This is a genomic window from Mesorhizobium sp. J428, from assembly GCF_024699925.1.
Taxonomy (GTDB): Bacteria; Pseudomonadota; Alphaproteobacteria; order Rhizobiales; family Rhizobiaceae; genus Mesorhizobium_A.
On the sequence record NZ_JAJOMX010000001.1, the window covers coordinates 4,747,530 to 4,773,958 of the forward strand.

Here is a 26,429-nt window from a genome sequence, read left to right on the forward strand (position 1 = left end):
ACGATAGGGGGAGTGGTGGGCGATGACGGGCTCGAACCGCCGACATCTTCGGTGTAAACGAAGCGCTCTACCAACTGAGCTAATCGCCCCTGACGCGCGGATTTAGGCGGTCGGCCTTTCAGGTGCAAGGAAAAAGCAGCCGGATGACGGCGCAATCGCCCTTTTCCGCGGCCTTTCGCACGGGCATGCGAAAGAGCCGGCAAAACCGGCGCAGGGCAGCTTGACAGCCCGGAACGAACCCCTTAATTCCGCGCCATCGACACGGGGCCCACGGCTCCATGTCGCAAGCGCGGGTGTAGCTCAGTCGGTTAGAGTGCCGGCCTGTCACGCCGGAGGTCGCGGGTTCGAGCCCCGTCACTCGCGCCATTTTTTCTTTACGTGATTCCAATTCCCGACAGGGTGGCGAGACACCTCTAGGTATCTGTTCGCACCTGCGAAATGCGGGGTTGTGTCCGGGTAGTCGTCTCCGTCGACGGAAGCGCCAGCACGATCACGAGACAGTGACAAAATCGCGCACAATCCGTTGAAGCCGAAAGCGGGAATCCGGCCGATTGAGGCCAATGTTTGGCTTGCACCGCATCCGCCGCTGGGATAACCCTCGCCGCATTGCAGCAAGCGTTGGAGCTGGTCGCGCGGGCGGCCAATCTGTCGCGTACGAACGACCTGAAACCATGCTAGGGTCGACCGTATCAGAAAGACCCACAAGGCACGTCATGGATGCACTCCTGAGTTCCTATCTGCCGATCGTCATCTTCATGGGCGTCGCGCTCCTGATCGGCGTCGCGCTGATCGTTGCGCCGTTCCTGGTGGCCTACCGCAACCCGGACCCCGAGAAGCTCTCGGCGTATGAGTGCGGCTTCAACGCTTTCGACGACGCGCGCATGAAGTTCGACGTGCGCTTCTATCTGGTGTCGATCCTGTTCATCATCTTCGACCTCGAAGTGGCGTTCCTGTTCCCCTGGGCCGTGTCGTTCGGCGAGATCGGCATGCTCGGCTTCTGGTCGATGATGGTCTTCCTGGGCGTGCTGACGATCGGCTTCATCTATGAATGGAAGAAGGGAGCGCTCGAATGGGATTGAACGATTCGACCGGAACGCTCGTCGCGCCGAAGCCAAAGGGGATCCTTGATCCTGCCACCGGCAAGCCGATCGGGCATGACGACCGCTTCTTCACCGAGATCAATGCCGAGCTGGCCGACAAGGGCTTCCTCGTCACGTCGTCCGAGGCGCTGATCACCTGGGCCCGCACCGGCTCGCTGATGTTCATGACCTTCGGCCTGGCCTGCTGCGCGGTGGAGATGATCCACACCTCCATGCCGCGCTACGACAGTGAGCGCTTCGGCGTGGCGCCGCGCGCTTCCCCGCGCCAGTCCGACATCATGATCGTGGCCGGCACGCTCACCAACAAGATGGCGCCGGCGCTGCGCAAGGTCTACGACCAGATGCCAGAGCCGCGCTACGTCATCTCGATGGGCTCCTGCGCCAATGGCGGCGGCTACTATCACTATTCCTATTCCGTGGTGCGCGGCTGCGATCGCGTGGTGCCGGTGGACATCTACATTCCGGGCTGCCCGCCGACCGCGGAAGCGCTGCTCTACGGCATCCTTCTCCTGCAGAAGAAGATCCGCCGCACGGGCACGATCGAAAGATGAGGAACGATGCCGGCCGATTCCCGGCCGGCGTCGACAACGGCCGGGCACGCGCGGTGTCCGGTGAACTGGAAACGGACAGATGAGCGAAGCGCTGAACGACCTCGCGGCCTATCTGAAGGAAAAGCTCGGCGACGACATCGAAAAGGCTGTCGTCGCGTACGGCGAGCTGACGGTCACCGTCGCTCCGGACGACATCATCGACGTGCTCAATTTCCTCAAGCGCGACGTGCAGTGCCAGTTCATCTCGATCATCGATATCTGCGGCGCCGACTATCCTTCGCGACAGCGTCGTTTCGACGTCGTCTACCATCTGCTGTCGCCGCGTCAGAACCAGCGCATCCGCGTCAAGGTCGAGGCCGACGAGGAGACGCTGGTGCCGTCCGCGACCGCCGTCTACCCCGGCGCCGACTGGGTACGAACGCGAGACCTACGATCTCTACGGCGTCCTGTTCACCGGACATCCGGACCTGCGCCGTCTGCTCACCGACTACGGTTTCGAGGGGCACCCGCTGCGCAAGGATTTCCCGCTCACCGGCTTCGTCGAGGTTCGCTACGACGACGAGGTGAAGCGCGTCGTCTACGAGCCGGTCGAGCTCAAGCAGGAATTCCGCAATTTCGATTTCCTCTCGCCTTGGGAAGGGACGGATTACGTCCTGCCCGGGGACGAGAAGGCGAAGCCGAACTGAGGTTGGCAAAATGGCCGAAACCGCCGTCCGCAACTTCAACATCAACTTCGGTCCGCAGCATCCGGCCGCGCACGGCGTGCTGCGCCTCGTGCTCGAACTCGATGGCGAGGTGGTCGACCGCGTCGATCCGCATATCGGCCTGCTGCACCGCGGCACCGAGAAACTGATCGAGGCGAAGACCTACCTGCAGGCGGTGCCCTATCTCGACCGGCTCGACTATTGCGCGCCGATGAACCAGGAACACGCCTTCGCGCTCGCCACCGAGCGTCTGCTCGGCATCGAGGTGCCGAAGCGCGGCCAGATCATCCGCGTTCTCTATTCCGAGATCGGCCGGATCATGTCGCACATCCTCAACGTGACGACGCAGGCCATGGACGTCGGCGCGCTGACACCGCCGCTGTGGGGCTTCGTCGAGCGCGAGAAGCTGATGGTGTTCTACGAGCGCGCCTCCGGCTCGCGCATGCACGCAGCCTATTTCCGGCCGGGCGGCGTGCATCAGGACTTGCCCGAGAAGCTGATCGAGGACATCGGCAAGTGGATCGATCCGTTCCTCAAGTCGATCGACGATCTCGACGCTCTGCTCACCGAAAACCGCATCTTCAAGCAGCGCAATGTCGACATCGGTGTGGTGTCGCTGGAAGACGCCTGGGCCTGGGGTTTCTCCGGCGTGATGGTGCGCGGCTCGGGCGCCGCGTGGGACCTGCGCAAGTCGCAGCCCTACGAGTGCTACTCCGAAATGGAGTTCGACATCCCGATCGGCAAGAACGGCGACTGCTACGACCGCTATCTCATCCGTATGGAGGAGATGCGCCAGTCGGCCAAGATCATGCGCCAGTGCGTCGACCTGCTGCTCGGCAAGGAGAAGGTCGGGCCGGTGTCGAACACCGACGGCAAGATCGTGCCGCCGAAGCGCCAGGCGATGAAGCGCTCGATGGAGGCGCTCATCCACCACTTCAAGCTCTATACCGAGGGCTATCGCGTGCCGGCCGGCGAGGTCTACGCCGCCGTCGAGGCGCCGAAGGGCGAGTTCGGCGTCTATCTCGTCTCCGACGGCACCAACAAGCCGTATCGCTGCAAACTGCGCGCGCCCGGCTTCGCGCATCTGCAGGCGATGGATTTCCTGTGCCGTGGTCACCTGCTCGCCGACGTCACGGCGGTGCTGGGTTCGCTCGATATCGTGTTTGGTGAGGTCGATCGCTGAAATGTCCGTCCGCCGTCTCGCCGAGCCAGCCCTCCAGCCAGCCGCGTTCGCCTTCTCCAAGGCGAAGGCCGCGGAGGTAAAGACCTGGATCGCTAAATACCCCGAGGGCCGCGAGCAGTCGGCCGTCATCCCGCTGCTGATGCTTGCGCAGGAGCAGGAAGGCTGGGTCACGCGTGCCGCGATCGAGCATGTCGCCGACAAGTTGGGCATGCCCTACATCCGCGTGCTCGAGGTTGCGACCTTCTATACCCAGTTCCAGTTGAAGCCGGTTGGCACTCGCGCCCACGTGCAGGTCTGTGGCACGACGCCCTGCATGCTGCGCGGCTCCGAGGAACTGATGGACGTCTGCCGTTCCAAGATCCATCACGAGCAGTTTCACACCAATGCCGACGGCACGCTGTCGTGGGAGGAGGTGGAGTGCCTCGGCGCCTGCGTGAACGCGCCGATGGTGATGATCTTCAAGGACACCTACGAGGACCTGACGCCGGAACGGCTGGCCGAGATCATCGATGCCTTCGAGGCCGGCAAGGGCGACACCGTCACGCCGGGCCCGCAGATCGACCGCTTCTATTCCGCGCCCCAGGGCGGTTTCACCACGCTGAAGGACGAGAAGGCTGTCCTGAAGTCGACTCGCGACCGCGAGGCGAAGGCGGCTGCGACAACCGCGCCTGGTGCTGAGACCGTCGCACCGTCGAATGCGGCCAAGCCGAAGACGGACGCGCCCGAAACCAACCCGGCAATCAAGTCGCCGTCCAAGGTGAAGGTGGCTCCGGCCGCCGAACAGACCAAGAGCGTCGCGCCGGCGGTTTCCGCCACGGCCGCGAACCTCGCGGAGCCGGCGGTCGAGAAGACCGTCAAGCAGCGCAACGGCAAGGCCGCGAAGGCCGAACCCGTCTCCGCCTACAAGGCGCCCGAAGCGTCCGTCAAATCGTCGGCCAAGCCCTCGCTGACGGACAAGAACCGGCCGGCCGGCATCGAGAAGCCGTCCACGCTCGACGACCTCAAGCTGATCTCCGGAGTCGGACCCAGGATCGAGGGCATCCTGCACTCGCTCGGCATCTACACCTTCGCGCAGGTCGCCTCGTGGAAGAAGGCGGAGCGCGAATGGGTCGACGGCTACCTGAACTTCAAGGGGCGGATCGAGCGCGACGACTGGGTCAAGCAGGCCAAAGCGCTCGCCAAGGGCGGTGTCGCCGAATACATCCGCGTCTTCGGCAAGAAGCCGGTCTGAGGGATAGAGCATGCTTCAGGACAAAGACCGCATCTTCACCAACATCTACGGCCGCTTCGACAAGTCGCTGAAGGGGGCGATGTCGCGCGGTGCCTGGGACGGCACCAAGGGCATCATCGACAAGGGCCGCGACTGGATCATCAACGAGATGAAGGCGTCCGGCCTGCGCGGCCGCGGCGGCGCCGGCTTCCCGACCGGCCTCAAATGGTCGTTCATGCCGAAGGTGAGCGATGGTCGCCCGTCCTATCTGGTCGTCAACGCCGACGAATCCGAGCCCGGCACCTGCAAGGACCGCGAAATCCTGCGCAACGACCCGCACACGCTGGTCGAGGGTTGCCTGATCGCCGGTTTCGCCATGGGCGCGATCGCGGCTTACATCTATGTGCGCGGCGAGTTCATCCGCGAGCGCGAGGCGCTGCAGCGGGCGATCGACGAGGCCTATGAGGCCGGCCTGATCGGCAAGGGCAACAAGAACGGCTACGATTTCGACGTCTACGTCCATCACGGCGCCGGCGCCTATATCTGCGGCGAGGAGACGGCGCTGCTGGAGAGCCTCGAAGGCAAGAAGGGCCAGCCGCGCCTCAAGCCGCCATTCCCGGCGAACATGGGGCTCTACGGCTGCCCGACGACGGTGAACAATGTCGAGTCGATCGCGGTCGCGCCGACCATCCTGCGCCGTGGCGCGGCTTGGTTCTCGTCCATCGGCCGTCCGAACAATGTCGGCACGAAGCTTTTCATGCTCGTCGGCCACGTCAACACGCCCTGCACGGTCGAGGAGGAGATGGGCATCTCCTTCCGCGAGCTGGTGGAAAAGCATGGCGGCGGTATCCGCGGCGGCTGGGACAATCTGCTGGCGGTCATCCCCGGCGGGGCGTCGTGCCCGGTGGTCAAGGCCGAGGACATCATTGACTGCCCGATGGATTTCGACGGCCTGCGCGAGCGCAAGTCCTCGTTCGGCACGGCGGCCGTTATCGTGATGGACAAGTCGACCGACATCGTGAAGGCGATCGCGCGGCTGTCCTACTTCTTCAAGCACGAGAGCTGCGGCCAGTGCACGCCGTGCCGCGAGGGCACCGGCTGGATGTGGCGCGTGATGGAGCGTCTGGTCGTCGGCCAGGCGCAGAAGCGCGAGATCGACATGCTGCTCGACGTCACCAAGCAGGTGGAAGGCCACACGATCTGCGCGCTGGGCGACGCGGCGGCCTGGCCGATCCAGGGCCTTATCCGCAACTTCCGCCCGGAGATCGAGCGGCGCATCGACGAGTTCACGCGCAATGCGCATCAGGCGCAGCCGCTGATGGCGGCCGAGTAAGAACAAGAGCTTCCGGCCGCGTGCCGGGTGAAAGGGGCAAGCGATGACAGAAGGAAAGGAGCGATCGATGACGAATGACGCCCTCCCTGGCGGTCGTCTGCCCGATGCGGACGACGTCGTGAAGCTGAAGCAGCAGGTTTCCGACATGATGCCGAGAGAGTTCGAGAATGCGGCCCGCCTGATGGCGCAGCCGATCGCGGGCGCGGCGGCGCTCTCCGCGCTCGGCTTTGGTATGGCGACGCAGGCCTTCGGCTTCTGGCTGACCGCCGTTTCGACTGCGATGCGGGCGGGCCATGAGATTGCCCACGCCGGCGAGCGCGAAGCGGCCGCGAACCCGTCCGACGAAGCCAAGCCCGCCAGCCTGCGCGCCAAGGCGACCGCGGAAGCCGTCATCGCAGATGCAAAGGCGGCTGCGACGGATGCCGGCGACAAGGTGGTGAAGTTCGTCTCGAAGGCCGAACGTGCTGCAAAGGTAGCGAAGGCGCCGAAGCATCGGGCAGCGCCGCCGGCCAAAGCCGTTGCGCCGGCTCCGACGGCGGTGAAGCCGGTTGCAAGGGCCCGCGCCAAGGCGGCGGACGACCTGAAGGCGATCGGCGGCATCGGTCCCAAGCTTGAAACCGTGCTCAACGGGCTTGGCATCCGCACCTATGCGCAGGTCGCGGCGCTGACCGCCTCGGAGATCGAGTCGATCGAGGACAAGCTCGGCTTCAAAGGCCGGATCGGCCGCGACGACTGGGTCGGGCAGGCGAGGGCGCTGGTCAAGGGAGGCAAGGCATGAGGCTTGCCGCCGGACGTGACCGCCTGGACGCGGTCGATTTCGACATGACGGGGTCGGTCTTCGACGATGTGAACCTGACGGGCGCGCGGTTTCACAATGTCAAGTTGCAGGACGCCGCGATTGAGGAGTCCTGCATCGCGGGGCTTCGGATCAACGGCATCCTCGTGACCGAACTCCTCGAAACATACGAAGCGGCGAAGGCTGCCGGGGGCAAGTGATGGCAAAGCTCAAGGTCGACGGGAAAGAGATCGAGTGCCCCGACCACTATACGCTGCTGCAGGCGGCGGAGGCGGCCGGCGCGGAAGTGCCGCGCTTCTGCTTCCATGAGCGTCTGTCGATCGCGGGCAACTGTCGCATGTGCCTGGTCGAGGTGAAGGGTGGTCCGCCGAAGCCGACGGCGTCCTGCGCCATGGGCGTACGCGACCTGCGTCCGGGCCCGAACGGCGAAGCGCCGGAGATGTTCACCAACACGCCGATGGTCAAGAAGGCCCGCGAAGGCGTGATGGAGTTCCTGCTGATCAACCATCCGCTCGATTGCCCGATCTGCGACCAGGGCGGCGAATGTGACCTGCAGGACCAGGCGATGGCTTTTGGCGTCGATTCCTCGCGCTATCACGAGAACAAGCGCGCGGTTGAGGACAAGTATATCGGCCCGCTGGTCAAGACGATCATGAACCGCTGCATCCACTGCACGCGGTGCGTGAGGTTCACGACGGAAGTGGCTGGAATCTCGGAGCTCGGCCTGATCGGCCGCGGCGAGGACGCCGAGATAACCACCTATCTCGAACAGGCGATGACCTCCGAGCTGCAGGGCAATGTCATCGACCTCTGCCCCGTCGGCGCGCTGACGTCTAGGCCCTATGCCTTCCAGGCCCGTCCGTGGGAGCTGTCGAAGACGGAATCGATCGACGTCATGGACGCGGTCGGCTCGGCGATCCGCGTCGATACACGGGGCCGCGAGGTGATGCGCATCATGCCGCGCATCAACGAAGAGGTGAACGAGGAGTGGATCTCCGACAAGACCCGCTTCATCTGGGACGGCCTGCGCACCCAGCGCCTCGACCGGCCCTATGTCCGCAAGGGCGGCCGGCTGACGCCGGCAAGCTGGCCGGAAGCCTTCGCGGCGATCAAGGACGCGGTGTCGAAGACCTCGGGCGAGAAGATCGGCGCGATTGCCGGTGACCTCGCCGCCGTCGAGGAAATGTATGCGCTGAAGCTCCTGATGGCCTCGCTCGGCTCGCCGAACGTCGATTGCCGCCAGGACGGCGCCGCACTCGACCCGGCCTTTGGCCGCGCGAGCTATGTGTTCAATCCGACCATCGAGGGCATCGAGCAGGCCGACGCGCTGCTGATCATCGGCGCCAATCCGCGCTACGAGGCCTCCGTCCTCAACGCCCGCATCCGCAAGCGCTGGCGGATGGGCAACTTCCCGATCGGCGTCGTCGGCGACATCGGTGACACGCGCTATGACTATGAGCGCCTCGGCGCAGGTGCGGAGACGCTGAAGGATCTCGCTACGGGCCGCGGCAAGTTCATGACCGCGTTCCGGCAGGCGAAGAACCCGATCATACTGCTCGGCCAGGGTGCGATTTCGGGCGAGGGCGGGGCTGCCGTCCTGTCGCTGGCAGCGAAGCTCGCCGCGTCGGTCAATGCCGTGCGCGAGGACTGGAACGGCTTCGGCGTGCTGCACACGGCGGCTTCCCGCGTCGGCGGCCTCGATCTCGGCCTAGTGCCGGGCGCGGGCGGCAAGGACGTCGCCGGCATGATGGGCGCGATGGACGTGTTGTTCCTGCTCGGCGCGGACGAGATCGACATGAACCGCATCGGCACCGCCTTCACGGTCTATATCGGCACGCATGGCGACGCGGGCGCACACCGCGCCGACGTCATCCTGCCGGGTGCGGCCTACACCGAGAAGTCGGGCACCTACGTCAACACCGAGGGCCGCGTGCAGGTCGCGAATCGCGCCGGCTTCGCACCGGGCGAGGCGAAGGAAGACTGGGCCATCCTGCGCGCGCTGTCGGACGTGCTTGGCAAGCGGCTGCCGTTCGACTCGCTGCCGCAGCTGCGCGCGAAGCTCCATGCGGACTTCCCGCATTTCGCAGAGATCGACGAGATCGCAGCGACGGACACAGAGGGCCTGTCGCGGCTGGCGCAGGCGGGTGGGGAAGCCGGCCGCGCGCCATTTGCCTCGACGGTCAAGGACTTCTATCTGACGAACCCGATCGCGCGGGCCTCGGCCGTGATGGCTGAATGCTCGGCCCTCGCGCAGAACGGTTTCCGCCAGGCGGCCGAATAGGGCAGGGACGATGGACAGCTTCTTCTCAATCTACGTCGTCCCGGCGCTCTGGATCCTTCTCCAGTCGGTCGTGCTGATCGTCGTCCTGCTGGTCGCGATCGCCTTCATCCTCTATGCCGACCGCAAGATCTGGGCCGCCGTGATGCTGCGTCGCGGTCCGAACGTCGTCGGTCCGTGGGGACTGCTGCAGTCCTTCGCGGACCTGCTGAAATTCGTCTTCAAGGAGCCGGTCATTCCGGACGGCGCCAACAAGGCGATCTTCCTTCTGGCCCCGCTCGTCTCGACCGTGCTGGCGCTCGCGACCTATGCCGTGATCCCGTTCGACGAGGGCTGGGTGATCGCCAACATCAATGTCGGCATCCTCTTCATCTTCGCGATCTCGTCGCTCGAGGTCTACGGCGTCATCATGGCCGGCTGGGCGTCGAACTCGAAATATCCGTTCATGGGCGCGCTGCGCTCTGCGGCGCAGATGGTGTCTTACGAAGTCTCGATCGGCTTCGTCATCGTCGCGGTGCTGCTCTGCGTCGGCTCGCTCAACCTGTCCGATGTCGTCCTGTCGCAGAAGGACGGTCTCGGCACGCATCTCGGCCTGCCCAACAGCTTCCTCGACTGGCATTGGCTCGGCCTGTTCCCGATGTTCGTGATCTTCTACATTTCGGCGCTGGCAGAGACGAACCGTCCGCCCTTCGACCTGGTCGAGGCGGAATCCGAGCTCGTGGCCGGCCACATGGTCGAATATTCGTCGACGCCGTACCTGCTGTTCATGCTGTCGGAATATGTCGCGATCGTGCTGCTGTGCTGCCTCGGCGCGATCATGTTCCTCGGCGGATGGCTGCCTCCGTTCGACTTCGCACCCTTCACCTGGGTGCCGGGCATCGTCTGGTTCGTGCTGAAGGTCCTGCTCGGCTTCTTCTTCTTCTCGATCGTGAAGACCATCGTGCCGCGCTACCGCTACGACCAGCTGATGCGGCTGGGCTGGAAGGTGTTCCTGCCGATCTCGCTGTTCATGGTCATCGCCACGGCGGCGTTTCTGAAGTTCACGGGGCTGGCGTGATGTCAGGCTCGCTCATCGGCGCCCTGGCTGGACTTGTGATCGCAGCGGCGGATTTCGTCGTCCTGCGGATGCTGGCCGGTCGCGTCGATCTGGATGAAACCAAGCGGGTGCTCAACGTCACGGCTGCCAGCCAGTTCGTGTTGCTGCCGCTCGTGGGCTGGTTCGTCGGCCCCTACGTGTTTGGAGAATAGAGATGTCAGCGCTAGCCCAAGCCGCCAAGTCGCTGTTGCTGCAGGATTTCGTCAGCGCGTTCTTCCTTGCCATGCGCCAGTTCTTCCGCGCCAAGGAAACGATCAACTATCCGCACGAGAAGGGACCGCTATCGCCGCGCTTCCGCGGCGAGCACGCGCTGCGCCGTTATCCGAACGGCGAGGAGCGCTGCATCGCCTGCAAGCTGTGCGAGGCGATATGCCCGGCGCAGGCGATCACCATCGAGGCCGGCCCGCGCCGCAACGACGGCACGCGCCGCACGGTGCGCTACGACATCGACATGGTGAAGTGCATCTATTGCGGCCTCTGCCAGGAAGCCTGTCCGGTGGACGCGATCGTCGAGGGGCCGAACTTCGAATTCGCGACCGAGACGCGCGAGGAGCTCTACTACGACAAGGAGCGGCTGCTCGCCAACGGCGACCGATGGGAGCGCGAGATCGCGCGCAACATCGAGTTGGATTCGCCTTACCGCTGAGGGCGATGGACGGGGCGAAGCGCCTCGTCTAAGGAACGCGCGAATTCCGGGTCGGGGGTATCCGGGAGTCGCCAGAGAACGGAATGAGCGTCCGCGTGGACGCCGCAGTACGAACCGGGGGCAACCCATGCTGTCAGGACTTGAAGCGGTATTTTTCTACCTCTTCGCCTTCGTCGCGGTCGCGGCGGGGTTCATGGTCATATCGGCCCGCAACCCCGTTCATTCGGTGCTCTACCTGATCCTGACCTTCTTCAACGCGGCGGCGCTGTTCCTGCTCACCGGCGCGGAATTCCTCGGCATGATCCTGCTCGTCGTCTATGTCGGCGCGGTGGCGGTGCTGTTCCTGTTCGTCGTCATGATGCTCGACGTCGATTTCGCGGAACTGAAGCAGGGCGCACTGCAATATGCACCGATCGGCGCGCTGGTCGGCCTGATCCTGGCGGCGGAGCTGATCGTCGTCGTGGGCGGCTACGCGTTTGCGCCGCAACTCGCCTCGACGGTCGCGCAGCCGACGCCGGATCTTGCCGCCCGCAGCAACACGGCCGCGCTCGGCGATATTCTCTACACGGACTACTTCTTCCACTTCCAGATTGCGGGCCTCGTGCTGCTGGTCGCCATGGTCGGTGCCATCGTGCTGACCCTGCGCCACAAGACGGGCGTCAGGCGCCAGTCGATCGCCGCGCAGGTCGCGCGCACGCCGGCGACTGCGATCGAGGTGAAGAAGGTCGAGACGGGGAAGGGCATCTGATGGAAATCGGCATCGCGCATTTTTTGACCGTCTCGGCGATCCTGTTCACGCTCGGCGTGTTCGGCATCTTCCTCAACCGGAAGAACGTCATCGTCATCCTGATGTCGGTCGAACTGATCCTTCTGGCCGTCAACCTGAACTTCGTCGCGTTCTCGGCTGCGCTCGGCGACCTCGTCGGCCAGGTCTTCGCGCTGTTCGTGCTCACCGTCGCGGCGGCGGAGGCCGCGATCGGGCTTGCCATTCTCGTCGTCTTCTTCCGCAACCGCGGCTCGATCGCGGTGGAAGACGTCAACATGATGAAGGGCTGAGGAAGCCATGTATCACGCCATCGTCTTCCTTCCGCTCATCGGCTTCCTGATCGCCGGCCTTGGTGGCCGTGCGATCGGTTCCGCGGCGTCGGAATACATCACGTCGGGCTTCCTGGTGATCGCGGCCGCCCTGTCTTGGATCGCGTTCTTCTCGGTCGCCCTGGGCGACGGCCAGGCCTTCACCGTGCCGGTGCTCACCTTCATCCAGGTCGGCGCGATGGACGTGGACTGGGCGTTCCGCGTCGACACGCTGACGGTGGTGATGCTGATCGTCGTGACGACGGTCTCCGCACTCGTGCACATCTATTCGATCGGCTACATGCACCACGACCCGCATCGGCCGCGCTTCTTCGCCTACCTGTCGCTGTTCACCTTCGCCATGCTGATGCTGGTGACGTCGGACAACCTGGTGCAGATGTTCTTCGGCTGGGAGGGCGTCGGCCTCGCCTCGTATCTGCTCATCGGCTTCTGGTACAAAAGCCGTCCGCAAGTGCCGCCGCGATCAAGGCCTTCGTCGTCAACCGCGTCGGCGACTTCGGCTTCATCCTCGGCATCTTCGGCGTCTACATCCTGTTCGGCTCTGTCAATTTTGACACGATCTTCAACAACACGGCCTCCTTCATTCCGGCCGCCGGCCATGGCGAGGCCGCTGCGGGTGCCGAGGCGGCCGCGGCACATGGCGAGACGGTGCTGACCTTCCTCGGCTACCATCTCGACAAGACCGCCGCGCTGACCGTGACCTGCCTGCTGCTGTTCATGGGCGCCATGGGCAAGTCGGCGCAGGTGCCGCTGCACACCTGGCTGCCGGACGCGATGGAAGGCCCGACGCCCGTGTCGGCGCTGATCCACGCCGCGACGATGGTGACGGCCGGCGTGTTCCTGGTCGCCCGCATGTCGCCGCTGTTCGAGCTGTCGCATACGGCGCTGATCGTCGTCACCCTGGTCGGCGCGATCACCGCGATCTTCGCCGCCACGGTCGGCCTCGTGCAGAATGACATCAAGCGCGTCATCGCCTATTCGACCTGCTCGCAGCTCGGCTACATGTTCGTGGCACTCGGCCTCGGCTTCTATTCCGCGGCGATCTTCCATCTGTTCACGCACGCCTTCTTCAAGGCGCTGCTGTTCCTCGGCTCCGGCTCGGTGATCCACGCCGTCTCCGACGAGCAGGACATGCGCAAGATGGGCGGTCTGAGGAAACACATCCCGACCACCTACTGGATGATGGTGATCGGCACGATCGCCCTGACCGGCGTCGGCATCCCCGGCACCATCATCGGCACGGCCGGCTTCTTCTCGAAGGACGCCATCATCGAGGGCGCGTTCGTCGGCCACAACGTGATCGCGCCGATCGCCTTTACGCTGCTGGTCGTGGCCGCGATGTTCACCTCTTTCTATTCCTGGCGCCTGATCTTCATGACCTTCCACGGCAAGCCGCGCGCCTCGGCCGACGTCATGCACCACGTGCACGAATCGCCGATGGTCATGCTCGCGCCGCTGTTCATCCTGGCGGTCGGCGCCCTGTTCGCTGGCGTGCTCTTCCACGAGTTCTTCATCGGCGAGGGCTATGAGCACTTCTGGAAGGCGGCGCTGTTCACGCTGCCCGACAACCATATCCTGCACGACTTCCACTCCGTGCCGGTGTGGGTGAAGCTCGCGCCCTTCGTGGCAATGCTGCTCGGCCTCGTCACCGCCTGGTATTTCTACATCCGCTCGCCGGAGACGCCGAAGGCGCTCGCGGAGCAGCATCGCGGCCTCTACGCCTTCCTGCTCAACAAGTGGTATTTCGACGAGCTCTACGACTTCCTGTTCGTGCGCCCGGCCAAGCGCCTCGGTCACTTCCTGTGGAAGAAGGGCGACGGCTACGTCATCGACGGCTTCGGACCAGACGGCGTGTCGGCCCGTGTCGTCGACGTCACCAACCGGGTGGTCAAGCTACAGTCCGGCTACCTCTATCACTACGCCTTCGCCATGCTGATCGGCGTCGCGGCGCTCGTCACCTGGATGATGCTCGGGAGCAGTTTCTAGACCATGACCGACTGGCCCATCCTCTCCACGGTCACGTTCCTGCCGCTTGTCGGAGCGTTCCTGATCCTCTGGATCGGCGACGACAACGAAGCCGGACGCCGCAACATCCGCTCCGTGACGCTGTTCACGACGGTGTTCACCTTCCTTTTGTCGCTCGGCATCTGGCTCGGCTTCGATAATGCGACGCCCGGCTTTCAGATGGTCGAGAAGGTGGAGTGGCTGAACTCCGGCATCGCCTACCACATGGGCGTGGACGGCATCTCGATGCTGTTCGTGATCCTGACCACCTTCCTGATGCCGCTGTGCATCCTGGCGTCCTGGGAATCGATCCAGAAGCGCGTCAAGGCCTATATGATCGCCTTCCTGGTGCTCGAGACGCTGATGATCGGCGTGTTCTGCGCGCTGGACCTGGTGATCTTCTATGTCTTCTTCGAGGCCGGCCTGATCCCGATGTTCATCATCATCGGCGTGTGGGGCGGAAAGCGGCGCGTCTACGCCTCGTTCAAGTTCTTCCTCTACACGCTGCTCGGCTCGGTGCTGATGCTGCTCGCCATCATGGCGATGTACTGGCAGGCGCAGACGACCGACATCACCCAGCTCCTGACGCACGACTTCCCGGCCAACATGCAGACCTGGCTGTGGCTTGCCTTCTTCGCATCCTTCGCGGTGAAGATGCCGATGTGGCCGGTGCATACCTGGCTGCCCGACGCCCACGTCGAGGCGCCTACGGCGGGCTCCGTCATTCTGGCCGGCATCCTGCTGAAGATGGGCGGCTACGGCTTCCTGCGCTTCTCGCTGCCGATGTTCCCGCTCGCCTCGGACTGGTTCGCCCCGTTCGTGTTCACGCTCTCGGTCGTGGCCATCATCTACACCTCGCTCGTCGCGCTGATGCAGGAGGACATCAAGAAGCTGATCGCCTACTCGTCGGTCGCGCACATGGGCTACGTGACCATGGGCATCTTCGCGATGAACGTCGAAGGCGTGCAGGGCGCGATCTTCCAGATGCTGTCGCACGGCCTGGTGTCGGGGGCCCTGTTCCTCTGCGTCGGCGTCATCTACGACCGGCTGCATACCCGTGAGATCGCCGCCTATGGCGGACTGGTCAACAACATGCCGAAATATGCGGTGGTGTTCCTGATCTTCACCATGGCCAATGTCGGCCTGCCGGGCACCAGCGGCTTCGTCGGCGAGTTCCTGACGCTGCTCGGCGCGTTCAAGGTAAACACCTGGGTGGCCCTGTTCGCGGCGACTGGCGTGATCCTGTCGGCGGCCTACGCGCTGTGGCTCTATCGCCGCGTGATGTTCGGCGCGCTGACCAAGGAAAACCTGAAGGCGATGCTGGACCTCTCGCTGCGCGAGAAGATCATCCTCTACCCGTTGGTGATCCTGGTCATCTTCTACGGTGTCTATCCGTCGGCGCTGCTGAACCCGACCACCGCCTCCGTCGAGGCGCTGGTGAACAATCTGACGATTTCGCGCGAAGCGGCCGCCGCCGCCGAGCCTGTCGCCGCCCCGGCGCCGGCACATTGACGAAGGCCCGACGACATGACGCCTGACATGATCTCGAACCTGTCCACGATCGCTCCCGAGCTGATCCTCGCGGTCGGCGCGATGGTGCTGCTGATGATCGGCGTCTTTTCCGGCGAGCGCGGCAACACGATGGTGACCGGCCTTGCGGTGGCGATCCTCATCGGCGCGGGCGCTTGGATGGTCCTGATCGGCGAGCAGGGCGAGTCCTTCGGCGGCGCCTACATCTCCGATCCCTTCGCGCGCTTCATGAAGGTGCTGACGCTGATCGGGTCGGTGGTGACGCTCGCCATGTCCGTCTCCTTTGCGCAGGAGGAGAAGTTCGACAAGTTCGAGTATCCTGTGCTGATCCTGCTCTCGACGCTGGGCATGCTGCTGATGGTCTCGGCCAACAACATGCTCACCCTTTATCTCGGCCTCGAACTGCAGTCGCTGGCGCTCTATGTCGTCGCCGCCATCAACCGCGACAGCACCAAGGCGACCGAGGCGGGCCTGAAGTATTTCGTCCTCGGCGCCCTGTCGTCCGGCATGCTCCTCTACGGCATCAGCCTCGTCTATGGTTACACCGGCAACATCGGCTTCGACGCGATCGCGACAGCGCTCGGCCAGGGTGAGCGGCAGCTCGGTCTCGTCTTCGGCCTGGTCTTCGTGCTCGCCGGCCTCGCCTTCAAGATCTCGGCTGTGCCGTTCCACATGTGGACGCCGGACGTCTACGAGGGCGCGCCGACGCCGGTCACCGCCTTCTTCGCCGCTGCGCCGAAAATGGCGGCCATGGCGCTGGTCGTGCGCGTTGTCGTCGGACCGTTCGAGCCCGTGGCGGCCGACTGGCAGCAGATCATCGTCTTCATCTCCATCGCCTCGATGCTGCTCGGCGCCTTCGCGGCGATCGGCCAGAAGAACATCAAGCGCCTGATGGCCTATTCCTCGATCGGCCATATGGGCTTCGCGCTGGTCGGGCTCGCCGCCAACACCGAGGTCGGCGTGCGCGGCGTGGCCATCTACATGGCGATCTACCTGGTGATGACGCTCGGCACCTTCGCCTTCATCCTTGCCATGCGTCGCAAGGACGGCAATGTCGAGCAGATCGAGGACCTGTCGGGCCTGGCACAGACCAATCCGATGATGGCCACGATCATGACCATCCTGATGTTCTCGCTCGCAGGTATCCCGCCGCTCGCCGGCTTCTGGGCCAAGTGGTACGTGTTCCTTGCCGCGATCCAGGCGAACCTGCTCGCGCTCGCCATCATCGGCGTGCTTGCCTCCGTCGTGGGCGCCTACTACTACCTGCGCATCATCAAGATCATGTGGTTCGACGAGCCGGCCGGCGGCTTCGTGCCGATGACCGGCGAGCTTCGGATCGTGCTCGGCGTCTCTGGCCTGTTCGTGCTGTTCTATATGCTGGTCGGGCAGCCGGTCGAAGCGCTCGCCGAAGCGGCCGCGCGGGCGTTCTTCTGAGCGGGATGGGATTTCGCCTCTCTCCGCTCGCCGAGGCTGCGGGCTACCGTCTGGAGGCATTCGAAGTCTCCAGCTCCACGAATGCGATCGCGCTCGAAAGGGCACGTCAGGGAGAGTCAGGTCCGCTCTGGCTCGTCACCACACGCCAGGAAGGGGGCGCGGCCGTCGCGGCCGGCCTTGGGCATGGGTCGACGGCAATCTCGCGGCCACCTTGCTTCGGGTCGAGACCGATCTGCGCCAGGCTGCCACGCTCGGCTTTGTTGCCGGTCTTGCCCTTGGAGAGGCCCTCGATGCTCTGGCACCCGATGCCGGCATCTCCATCGGCATGGACGGCGCAAGCGGCCCGAACGCGCCGCGGTTCGAGCTGAAATGGCCGAACGATGTGCTCTGCTCCAACGCCAAGCTGTCCGGCATCCTGCTCGAGTCGTCCATGTTGCCGGACGGCCGCTTCGCGCTTGCGATCGGCATAGGCGTCAATGTCGTGGCGCATCCGGCCGGCCTGCCATACCCTGCGACGTCGCTCGCCGCGCTGGGGTTCAGGATCGATGCAGAGACGCTTTTCCTCGCGCTCTCCGACGCCTGGACGCGGCTCGACCGCATCTGGGCAGGGGGCAGGGGGATTGCGGAGATCCGCCGGCTGTGGCTCGCCCGTGCCGCCGGCCTCGGCAGCGAGGTGGCGGTCAACATTGACGGTAATATCGTGCGCGGCGTGTTCGAGACGATCGACGAGGATTGCCGCTTCGTCATTCGCAACGATAAAGGTGGCACTGTAGCCATCGCTGCCGGCGACGTGCATTTCGGCGCGGTTGCCTCGGCGGGCAGAAACTGAACGGGGCAAGAGGAAACGAAAATGGCTAAAAATGATTCGGCCGAACTCGTCTTCGTCCCGCTGGGGGGCGTCGGCGAAATCGGCATGAACTTCGCGCTCTACGGCTACGGGCCGGCGAATGCGCGGCAGTGGATCGTGGTCGACGTCGGCGTGACCTTTCCCGGCCCCGACCTGCCGGGCGTCGACCTCGTCCTGCCGGACACGCGTTTCATCGAGGCCGATCTGGCCAATCTCAAGGGGATCGTCATCACCCATGCCCACGAGGACCACTACGGCGCGCTGCTGGACCTGTGGCCGAGACTGAAGGCGCAGGTCTGGATGAGCCCATTTTCTGCCGGGCTGCTCGAGGCCAAGCGCCAGTCGGAGCGCGGCGCTCCGGAAGTGCCGGTGACGATCTATCGCGCCGGCGAGACCTTCGAGATCGGCCCGTTCCGCATCGAGGCGATTGCGGTGGCGCATTCGATCCCGGAGCCGGTGTCGCTTGCGATCACCACGCCGCTCGGCACGGTGATCCACACCGGCGACTGGAAGATCGATCCCGCGCCCGAGATCGGCCCCAAGACCGACGAGGCGCGCTTCCGCGCGCTTGGCGACGCCGGCGTCATTGCGCTGATGTGCGATTCCACCAATGCCATGCGCGAGGGCGAATCGCCCTCCGAGCAGGATGTCGGCAAGGGGCTGCGGGCCGAGATCGAGAAGGCGCCCGCGCTCGTCGCCATCACCACCTTCTCCTCCAATGTCGGCCGCATCCGCTCGATAGCGGAGGCAGCGCGCGACGCCGGCCGCTCGGTGCTGGTGCTCGGCCGCTCGATGCGCCGCGTCATCGACGTCGCTGGCGAGCTCGGCTATCTCGACGGACTGCCGCCCTTCATCGCCGAGGAGGAGTTCGCCGGCGTCCCGCGCGAGAGCCTGGTGGTGCTGTGCACCGGCAGCCAGGGCGAGGACCGCGCAGCACTCGCAAAGCTGTCGCGCGACGAACTGCGCTCGGTGAAGCTCGCGGCCGGCGACACGGTGATCTTTTCCTCCCGCACCATTCCCGGCAACGAGAAGGCGATCCTCGAGATCAAGAACAGCCTCATCGATATGGGCGTGAAGATCATCGAGGACGGCGATGCGCTGGTCCACGTCTCCGGCCATCCGCGCCGCTCGGAACTGAAGCGTATGTACGAATGGACGCGGCCGCGCATCCTCGTGCCGGTGCATGGCGAGGCGGCACATCTGGTGGCGCAGGGCTCGCTGGGCGCCATGCAAGGCATTCCCGAGGTCATGCAGGTGCGCAACGGCGACGTTGCCAAGCTGGCGCCCGGCCCGGCCGAGATCATCGACCAGGTTCCGTTCGGGCGGATCTACAAGGACGGACGCATCATCGGTACGGACGAGGGCGTTGGCGTCAAGGACCGGAGAAAGCTCTCCTTCGCCGGCCATGTCGCGGTCAATGTCGTGCTGGATGAGCGCTACGACCTCGCGGGCGACCCGGACCTCGTGGCGATCGGCCTGCCGCAGGTCAATGCCGGCGGCGAGGATTTCGAGGAGATGCTGCTCGACGCTGCCGCCGGTGCGGTCCAGTCCATCCCGCGCCAGCGGCGCAAGGACCTCGACCTCGTGGCCGAGGCCGTGCGGCGCGCCGTGCGCAGCTCCGCCAACGAGGCCTGGGGCAAGAAGCCCGTCGTGACGGTGTTTGTGACGTACTAGGGGAGTAAGGCGGTAGGGGAGTAGGGGACGATTCTGCACTGGCCGGATCGTCTCGGATGTGCGCGCTTTCGCCCCGTTTCCTGCTTTCCCCTATTGCCCTACTGCCTTATTGCCCTACTGCCCGAACCCGCGGAGCCGCCTCATGCTCGGACGCCTGAACCACGTCGCCATCGCCGTGCCGGATCTCGCGGCCGCGGCCGCCACCTATCGCGATACGCTGGGCGCGACCGTCACGGCGCCGCAGGCGCTGCCCGAGCATGGCGTGACGGTGGTCTTCATCGAGCTGCCGAACACGAAGATCGAGCTGCTGGAGCCGCTCGGCGCCGACTCGACCATCGCCAGCTTCCTGGCGAAGAACCCGTCGGGCGGCATGCATCACGTCTGCTACGAGGTCGAGGATATCCTGGCCGCGCGCGACCAGCTCAAGGCGTCGGGGGCGCGGGTGCTGGGCGACGGCAATCCCAAGATCGGCGCCCACGGCAAGCCGGTGCTGTTCCTGCATCCCAAGGATTTCGCCGGCACGCTGGTGGAACTGGAACAGGTCTGATCCCGCTATGGGCTACTTCTCCGCCTTCGCCATCTTCTTCATCATCTGGTGGCTCGTGCTCTTCGCCACGCTGCCCTTCAGTTTGAAGACGCAGGACGAGGACGGTGAAGTGACGCTGGGCACCGTGCCGAGCGCGCCGCGCGGCGCGCACATGCTGCGGGCGATGGTGCGCACGACGATCGTTGCCGCGATCATCTTCGGCGTGCTCTACTATCTCAATCAGGTGGCCGGCTACAGCTTCGACGACCTGCCGCGCATTGCGCCCGAGTTCAACTAGGCTGATTCTGTCCCGCAGCCGCACGCGGACGCGCCGAGCGCGGGAATCCCTCCCTTACGCACGGGATGAAACAAAAAAAGAACACGGCGCGGAATATGTCGATTTTTCAATGAATTGATGCCTCTTGCAAAAAGAGAACAAAACAGATACAAATCACCATCGGACAAAGCGGCGCTCGGCCTTCATTGACGATCTAGGGGTGATGTATCATGGCTCAGAACACACTGCGGCTGGTTGAGGACAAATCGGTGGACAAGACAAAGGCTTTGGACGCGGCGCTGTCCCAGATCGAGCGCGCCTTCGGCAAGGGCTCGATCATGCGGCTCGGCCAGAACGAGCAGGTGGTGGAGATCGGCGTCGTGTCGACCGGCTCGCTCGGCCTCGACATTGCGCTCGGCGTCGGCGGCCTGCCGCGCGGCCGCATCATCGAGATCTACGGTCCGGAAAGCTCGGGCAAGACCACCATGGCGCTGCATACGGTCGCCGAAGCGCAGAAGAAGGGCGGCATCTGCGCCTTCGTCGACGCCGAACACGCGCTCGACCCGGTCTATGCCCGCAAACTCGGCGTCGATCTCGAGAACCTGCTGATCTCGCAGCCCGACACCGGCGAGCAGGCGCTGGAGATCTGCGACACGCTGGTCCGCTCCGGCGCGATCGACGTTCTGGTCGTCGACTCGGTGGCGGCGCTGACGCCGCGCGCCGAAATCGAGGGCGAGATGGGCGACTCGCTGCCAGGCCTGCAGGCCCGCCTGATGAGCCAGGCGTTGCGCAAGCTCACCGCCTCCATCTCGCGCTCCAACACGATGGTCATCTTCATCAACCAGATCCGCATGAAGATCGGCGTCATGTTCGGCTCGCCCGAGACGACCACCGGCGGCAACGCGCTCAAGTTCTACGCCTCGGTGCGCCTCGACATCCGCCGCATCGGTTCGGTCAAGGACCGCGACGAGGTGACGGGCAACCAGACCCGCGTCAAGGTGGTGAAGAACAAGCTCGCCCCGCCCTTCAAGCAGGTCGAGTTCGACATCATGTATGGCGAAGGCGTGTCGAAGACCGGCGAACTCATCGACCTCGGCGTCAAGGCCGGCGTGGTCGAGAAGTCGGGCGCCTGGTTCTCCTACAATTCGCAGCGCCTCGGCCAGGGCCGCGAAAACGCCAAGGAATTCCTGCGCGCCAATCCCGAACTCGCCGGCGAGATCGAGCAGATGCTGCGCCAGAATGCCGGGCTGATCGCCGACAAGTTCCTCGAGACCGGCTCGGCATCCGATTCCGACGACGCCGACGACGCGGCCGCCATGTAGCCGACCTTCAAGGCGCAGAGACGTATTCGGGCCGCGGTCGATCCGCGGCCCTTTTCGCATCTGTGACACAGGCTCACCCGCGCATTCTGGACAGTGCGGAAGGGCGCCGCTAAAAGGCCGAAGTCCAGAATTCTGCCGGGTTCCCGGCGTTCCCCGCAAAGGCACGAAGATGAGTGGCGTCAACGAGATCCGGTCGACCTTCCTCGACTACTTCCGCAGGAACGGCCACGAGGTCGTCGAGTCGAGTCCGCTCGTGCCGCGCAATGATCCGACGCTGATGTTCACCAATGCGGGCATGGTGCAGTTCAAGAACGTCTTCACCGGATTGGAGACGCGCCCCTATGTGCGGGCGGCCACGGCGCAGAAGAGCGTGCGCGCCGGCGGCAAGCACAACGACCTCGACAATGTCGGCTACACGGCCCGCCATCTCACCTTCTTCGAGATGCTCGGCAATTTCTCCTTCGGCGACTATTTCAAGGAGCGCGCGATCGAGCTCGCGTGGAACCTGATCACCAAGGAGTTCGGGCTGGCGAAGGACAAGCTGCTCGTCACCGTCTACCACACCGACGACGAGGCCGCCGGCTACTGGAAAAAGATCGCCGGCTTCTCCGACGACCGCATCATCCGCATCGCCACCTCGGACAATTTCTGGGCGATGGGCGACACCGGCCCCTGCGGCCCGTGCTCGGAGATCTTCATCGACCGCGGCGAGCATATCTGGGGCGGCCCGCCGGGCAGCCCGGAAGAGGACGGCGACCGCTTCCTCGAATTCTGGAACCTCGTCTTCATGCAGTACGAGCAGGTGACGAAGGAGGAGCGCATCGAGCTACCGCGCCCGTCGATCGACACCGGCATGGGCCTGGAGCGCATGGCCTCCATCCTGCAGGGCGTCGAAAGCGTCTTCGAGACCGACCTGTTCCGCCATCTGATCGACGCCGCCTCGTCGGAGATCGGCAAGGGTCCGGGCAAGGACAATGTCGCGTCCTATCGCGTCATCGCCGACCATCTGCGCTCCTCCTGCTTCCTCATCGCCGACGGCGTGCTGCCGTCAAACGAGGGACGCGGCTATGTGCTGCGCCGCATCATGCGCCGCGCCATGCGCCATGCGCAGCTTCTCGGTGCCTCCGACCCGCTGATGTGGAAGCTGGTGCCGGCGCTGGTGCGCGAGATGGGCCAGGCCTATCCGGAGCTCAGCCGCGGCCAGGCGCTGATCACCGAGACACTGAAGCTTGAGGAGACGCGCTTCAGGAAGACGCTGGCGCGCGGCCTCGGCCTGCTCGCGGACGCGACCGAGACGCTGCACGCCGGCGACATGCTGGACGGCGAGACGGCCTTCAAGCTCTACGATACCTACGGCTTCCCGCTCGACCTGACGCAGGACGCGCTTCGCCAGCGCTCGATCTCCGTCGATCTCGCCGGCTTCACCGACGCGATGGAGCGCCAGCGCGCCGAGGCGCGCGCCAACTGGGCCGGCTCCGGCGAGGCCGCGACCGAGACGATCTGGTTCGGCCTGCGCGAAAAACTCGGCGCGACCGAGTTCCTCGGCTACGACACGGAAAAGGCCGAAGGCGTCATCACCGCGATCGTGCGCGACGGTGCTGCCGTCGATGCCGCGGCGGAGGGCGAGACCGTGTCGGTCATCGTCAACCAGACGCCATTCTACGGCGAGTCCGGTGGCCAGATGGGCGACACCGGCATGATCTCGGGCGACGGCGTGGCGATCGAGGTCACCGACACGCAGAAGAAGGCGAACGGCGTCTTTGTCCATGTCGGCAAGGTCGTGTCGGGCAAGGCCAAGGTGGGCGCCGCGGTCGAGCTCAAGGTCGACCATGCGCGCCGCAGCCGCCTGCGCGCCAACCACTCCGCCACGCATCTCATCCACGAGGCACTGCGCGAGGTTCTCGGCACCCACGTTGCGCAGAAAGGGTCGCTCGTGGCGCCGGAGCGCCTGCGCTTCGATATCTCGCACAACAAGCCGATCTCGGCCGAGGAGCTCGAACAGGTCGAGCAGATGGCCAACGAGATCGTCGTCCAGAACAGCCCGGTGAGCACGCGGCTTATGTCGGTCGACGACGCGATCGCGGAAGGCGCCATGGCGCTGTTCGGCGAGAAATACGGCGACGAGGTCCGCGTCGTGTCGATGGGAACGGCGCTGCACGGCCAGAAGGCCAACCGGCCCTATTCGGTCGAACTCTGCGGCGGCACCCATGTCCGCGCGACCGGCGACATCGGCCTGATCCGCATCGTTTCCGACGCCGCGGTCGCGGCCGGCGTGCGGCGCATCGAGGCGCTGACGGGCGAGGATGCGCGCCACCATCTCGACGAGCAGGACCGCCGCCTCAAGGCGGTCGCTTCCGCGCTCAAGGTCGGTCCCGGCGAGGTTCTGGCGCGCGTCGAGGGTCTTGTCGAGGAACGCCGCAAGCTGGAGCGCGAGCTCACCGAAGCGCGCAAGAAGCTGGCGCTGGGCGGCGGTGGCGCGAGCGGGGCAGGGGAGACCGAAACGGTCGCCGGCGTCTCCTTCACCGGGCGGGTCGTCACCGGCGTTCAGCCGAAGGACCTGAAGGGCCTCGCCGACGAGGCGAAGCAGGCACTGGGTTCCGGCGTGGTGGTCTTCGTCGGCGCGTCCGACGACGGCAAGGCCAGCGTCGTCGTCGCGGTCACGCCCGATCTTACCGGCCGCTTCAGCGCGGTCGACCTCGTCCGTGTCGCGGCGGCCGCACTCGGCGGTCAGGGCGGCGGTGGGCGTCCCGACATGGCCCAGGCCGGCGGCCCCGACGCCTCGAAGGGCGATGCGGCGATCGCCGCAGTCAAGGCCGCCCTGGCGGGCTGAGACAGCTCGCAAGGCTCATGAGGCGGCGCCAGAGGCGCCGCCAGCTTTGGTATCGTCAGGCTCCAAGGCGGCGCGGCGGGCTCGAGCCCGCCTTGTCACCGGCATGATGTCACTCGGTCACCGCGTCAGTCGGAAGGCTCGGTGGCGATGAAGCTGTCCCGCTCGCGCATCGCGTCCCACCAGGCCGATATGTTGGGATGCCTGTCCAGCATCGCGCCGGCAATGTCCGCCTTCTCGAAATAGGCCAGGACCGGGGCGAGATAGACGTCGGCGAGAGAAATGTCCTCGCCGATCAGCCACCGGCCGCTCCGTTTCAGGCGGGACAGTTCGGAGAGACAGGTTTCGGCGACCGGGACGGCCTTCGCCACGCGCTCGGTGTCCGTCGTCTCGCCGCGTCCGGGCTTTGAGACGGTTTCGACATAGATATCCCAGACCAGCGCTCTGTAGGCGTAGGAATCGACGATCCCGATGATCTGGTTCATCGCCGCACGATCGCCTGGTGCGATCGGCTGAAGCGGCGGTCCGCCAAAGGCTTCGTCGACATAGCGGACAATCGGCCCGGTCTCGTAGAGATCGATGCCGGCATGCGAGAAGGCGGGGATGCGGAGGAACGGATGGCGCCCGCGATACCAGGCGGGCGGGCCGCCCTGTGCGAAGATGTCAACCGGAACAAGGTCATACGCCACGCGCTTCTCTTCGAGCGCGAGGCGGACTATCCGGACATAGACGCTGTAGTCCGATCCGTAGAGGGTCGGACTATGCATCGGCGTGCCTCAGGCCATCGCCTTCTGCAGGTTCTCGTCGATCTTGTCGAGGAAGCCGGTGGTGGAGAGCCACGGCTGGTCGGGGCCGATCAGCAGCGCCAGGTCCTTGGTCATGTAGCCACTCTCGACCGTCTGCACGCACACCTTCTCCAGCGTGTCGGCGAACTTCGCCAGTGCCTCGTTGTCGTCCAGCTTGGCGCGATGCGCGAGGCCGCGCGTCCAGGCGAAGATCGAGGCGATCGAGTTGGTTGAGGTCTCCTCGCCCTTCTGGTGCTGGCGATAGTGGCGGGTGACGGTGCCGTGCGCGGCCTCCGCCTCGACGGTCTTGCCGTCCGGCGTCAGCAGCACCGAGGTCATCAGGCCGAGTGAACCGAAGCCCTGCGCCACCGTGTCCGACTGCACGTCGCCGTCGTAGTTCTTGCACGCCCAGATGTAGCCGCCGGACCACTTGAGCGAGGAGGCGACCATGTCGTCGATCAGGCGGTGCTCGTACCAGAGCTTCCGCGCCTTGTATTCGGCGGCGAATTCCTTGTCGTAGATCTCCTGGAAGATGTCCTTGAAGCGGCCGTCATAGGCCTTGAGGATGGTGTTCTTGGTCGAGAGGTAGACCGGATAGCCGCGCTGCAGGCCGTAGTTCAGCGAGGCGCGCGCGAAGTCGGCGATCGACTCGTCGAGATTGTACATGCCCATTGCGACGCCCGATGACGGCGCGTCGAACACTTCGTGCTCGATCACCTGGCCGTCCTCGCCGACGAACTTCATCGTCAACTTGCCCTTGCCGGGGAAACGGAAGTCGGTCGCGCGATACTGGTCGCCGAAAGCATGACGGCCGACAACGATCGGCTTGGTCCAGCCGGGCACCAGCCGCGGCACGTTCTTGCAGATGATTGGTTCGCGGAAGATCACGCCACCCAGGATGTTGCGGATCGTGCCGTTGGGGCTCTTCCACATCTTCTTGAGCTTGAACTCCTCGACGCGCTGCTCGTCGGGGGTGATCGTCGCGCATTTCACGCCGACGCCGTATTTCTTGATGGCGTTGGCGGAATCGATCGTCACCTGGTCGTTGGTGGCGTCGCGATGCTCAATGCCGAGGTCGTAATAGTGGAGGTCAATATCGAGATAGGGGTGGATCAACTTGTCCTTGATGAACTGCCAGATGATGCGGGTCATCTCGTCGCCGTCGAGCTCGACGACAGGGTTGGCCACCTTGATCTTCGCCATTGAATGCG

General features: G+C 64.9%; 22 protein-coding genes, 2 tRNA genes and 3 pseudogenes. 24 read left to right on the plus strand and 3 right to left on the minus strand.

Annotated features, from left to right (window positions below; genetic code table 11):
* Positions 1-13: 13 nt before the first annotated feature.
* Positions 14-89, minus strand: a tRNA-Val gene (locus LRS09_RS23865).
* 200 nt (positions 90-289) lie between these two features.
* On the opposite strand from LRS09_RS23865, the gene LRS09_RS23870 reads away from it, so the two are divergent.
* The 24 genes and pseudogenes from LRS09_RS23870 (at position 290) to alaS (ending at position 24,436) form a co-directional block, all read left to right on the plus strand.
* A tRNA-Asp gene (locus LRS09_RS23870) sits at positions 290-366 on the plus strand.
* Between the two features lie 347 nt (positions 367-713).
* Entirely contained in the window at positions 714-1,079 is a 366-nt protein-coding gene (locus tag LRS09_RS23875; protein ID WP_085465347.1) for an NADH-quinone oxidoreductase subunit A, read from the plus strand.
* Positions 1,070-1,651, plus strand: a complete 582-nt coding sequence (locus LRS09_RS23880; protein ID WP_257809508.1) for an NADH-quinone oxidoreductase subunit B family protein — start codon at positions 1,070-1,072, stop codon at positions 1,649-1,651. The genes LRS09_RS23875 and LRS09_RS23880 overlap by 10 nt, the downstream gene beginning before the upstream one ends.
* Before the next feature lie 79 nt (positions 1,652-1,730).
* Positions 1,731-2,337, plus strand: a pseudogene (locus LRS09_RS23885) (NADH-quinone oxidoreductase subunit C).
* Positions 2,338-2,347: 10 nt separating this feature from the next.
* On the plus strand, positions 2,348-3,538 hold the full coding sequence (locus LRS09_RS23890; RefSeq protein WP_257809509.1) for an NADH-quinone oxidoreductase subunit D: 1,191 nt from the start codon (positions 2,348-2,350) through the stop codon (positions 3,536-3,538).
* 1 nt (position 3,539) lies between these two features.
* Positions 3,540-4,769 carry an NADH-quinone oxidoreductase subunit E gene (locus tag LRS09_RS23895; protein ID WP_257809510.1) on the plus strand — a complete coding sequence of 410 codons (1,230 nt, stop codon included), beginning with the start codon at positions 3,540-3,542 and terminating at the stop codon, positions 4,767-4,769.
* A 10-nt stretch (positions 4,770-4,779) separates the two neighbouring features.
* Entirely contained in the window at positions 4,780-6,081 is a 1,302-nt protein-coding gene (gene nuoF / locus LRS09_RS23900; protein WP_257809511.1) for an NADH-quinone oxidoreductase subunit NuoF, read from the plus strand.
* A 67-nt stretch (positions 6,082-6,148) separates the two neighbouring features.
* Positions 6,149-6,859, plus strand: a complete 711-nt coding sequence (locus tag LRS09_RS23905; protein ID WP_257809512.1) for an NADH-ubiquinone dehydrogenase — start codon at positions 6,149-6,151, stop codon at positions 6,857-6,859.
* Positions 6,856-7,077 (plus strand): pentapeptide repeat-containing protein, encoded by a 222-nt coding sequence (locus LRS09_RS23910; RefSeq protein ID WP_257809513.1) that lies wholly within the window; start codon positions 6,856-6,858, stop codon positions 7,075-7,077. The genes LRS09_RS23905 and LRS09_RS23910 overlap by 4 nt, the downstream gene beginning before the upstream one ends.
* On the plus strand, positions 7,077-9,158 hold the full coding sequence (gene nuoG, locus LRS09_RS23915; protein WP_257809514.1) for an NADH-quinone oxidoreductase subunit NuoG: 2,082 nt from the start codon (positions 7,077-7,079) through the stop codon (positions 9,156-9,158). The genes LRS09_RS23910 and nuoG overlap by 1 nt, the downstream gene beginning before the upstream one ends.
* A 10-nt stretch (positions 9,159-9,168) precedes the next feature.
* Entirely contained in the window at positions 9,169-10,212 is a 1,044-nt protein-coding gene (gene nuoH / locus LRS09_RS23920) for an NADH-quinone oxidoreductase subunit NuoH (RefSeq protein WP_257809515.1), read from the plus strand.
* A complete protein-coding gene (locus LRS09_RS23925) occupies positions 10,212-10,403 on the plus strand; it encodes a hypothetical protein (RefSeq protein WP_257809516.1) in 192 nt (63 codons plus the stop codon). Before nuoH ends, LRS09_RS23925 begins: the two co-directional genes overlap by 1 nt.
* A gap of 2 nt (positions 10,404-10,405) precedes the next feature.
* Complete coding sequence (gene nuoI, locus LRS09_RS23930; protein ID WP_257809517.1) at positions 10,406-10,897, plus strand: NADH-quinone oxidoreductase subunit NuoI; 492 nt, start codon at positions 10,406-10,408, stop codon at positions 10,895-10,897.
* Between the two features lie 127 nt (positions 10,898-11,024).
* On the plus strand, positions 11,025-11,645 hold the full coding sequence (locus tag LRS09_RS23935) for an NADH-quinone oxidoreductase subunit J (RefSeq protein WP_257809518.1): 621 nt from the start codon (positions 11,025-11,027) through the stop codon (positions 11,643-11,645).
* On the plus strand, positions 11,645-11,953 hold the full coding sequence (nuoK, locus tag LRS09_RS23940; protein ID WP_257809519.1) for an NADH-quinone oxidoreductase subunit NuoK: 309 nt from the start codon (positions 11,645-11,647) through the stop codon (positions 11,951-11,953). Before LRS09_RS23935 ends, nuoK begins: the two co-directional genes overlap by 1 nt.
* A gap of 7 nt (positions 11,954-11,960) precedes the next feature.
* Positions 11,961-13,978 (plus strand): annotated as a pseudogene (nuoL, locus tag LRS09_RS23945) (NADH-quinone oxidoreductase subunit L).
* Positions 13,979-13,981: 3 nt separating this feature from the next.
* Positions 13,982-15,508, plus strand: a complete 1,527-nt coding sequence (locus LRS09_RS23950) for an NADH-quinone oxidoreductase subunit M (RefSeq protein ID WP_257809520.1) — start codon at positions 13,982-13,984, stop codon at positions 15,506-15,508.
* A gap of 15 nt (positions 15,509-15,523) precedes the next feature.
* Positions 15,524-16,960 (plus strand): NADH-quinone oxidoreductase subunit NuoN, encoded by a 1,437-nt coding sequence (gene nuoN, locus LRS09_RS23955; RefSeq protein ID WP_257809521.1) that lies wholly within the window; start codon positions 15,524-15,526, stop codon positions 16,958-16,960.
* A gap of 5 nt (positions 16,961-16,965) precedes the next feature.
* Positions 16,966-17,789: pseudogene (locus LRS09_RS23960) on the plus strand (biotin--[acetyl-CoA-carboxylase] ligase).
* Between the two features lie 21 nt (positions 17,790-17,810).
* A complete protein-coding gene (locus LRS09_RS23965) occupies positions 17,811-19,481 on the plus strand; it encodes a ribonuclease J (RefSeq protein WP_257809522.1) in 1,671 nt (556 codons plus the stop codon).
* 142 nt (positions 19,482-19,623) lie between these two features.
* Positions 19,624-20,028, plus strand: coding sequence for a methylmalonyl-CoA epimerase (gene mce, locus LRS09_RS23970; RefSeq protein WP_257809523.1), 405 nt, complete (start codon positions 19,624-19,626; stop codon positions 20,026-20,028).
* A gap of 7 nt (positions 20,029-20,035) precedes the next feature.
* Positions 20,036-20,305: a DUF1467 family protein gene (locus tag LRS09_RS23975; protein WP_257809524.1), complete on the plus strand. Its 270-nt coding sequence runs from the start codon at positions 20,036-20,038 to the stop codon at positions 20,303-20,305.
* 209 nt (positions 20,306-20,514) lie between these two features.
* Entirely contained in the window at positions 20,515-21,606 is a 1,092-nt protein-coding gene (gene recA, locus LRS09_RS23980; RefSeq protein ID WP_085465370.1) for a recombinase RecA, read from the plus strand.
* 169 nt (positions 21,607-21,775) lie between these two features.
* Positions 21,776-24,436, plus strand: a complete 2,661-nt coding sequence (gene alaS, locus LRS09_RS23985; RefSeq protein ID WP_257809525.1) for an alanine--tRNA ligase — start codon at positions 21,776-21,778, stop codon at positions 24,434-24,436.
* A 125-nt stretch (positions 24,437-24,561) separates the two neighbouring features.
* Here alaS and LRS09_RS23990 read toward each other — a convergent pair whose 3' ends face one another.
* Positions 24,562-25,200, minus strand: a complete 639-nt coding sequence (locus tag LRS09_RS23990; RefSeq protein ID WP_257809526.1) for a glutathione S-transferase family protein — start codon at positions 25,198-25,200, stop codon at positions 24,562-24,564.
* Positions 25,201-25,209: 9 nt separating this feature from the next.
* A complete protein-coding gene (locus LRS09_RS23995; protein ID WP_257809527.1) occupies positions 25,210-26,421 on the minus strand; it encodes an NADP-dependent isocitrate dehydrogenase in 1,212 nt (403 codons plus the stop codon).
* Positions 26,422-26,429: the final 8 nt, after the last annotated feature.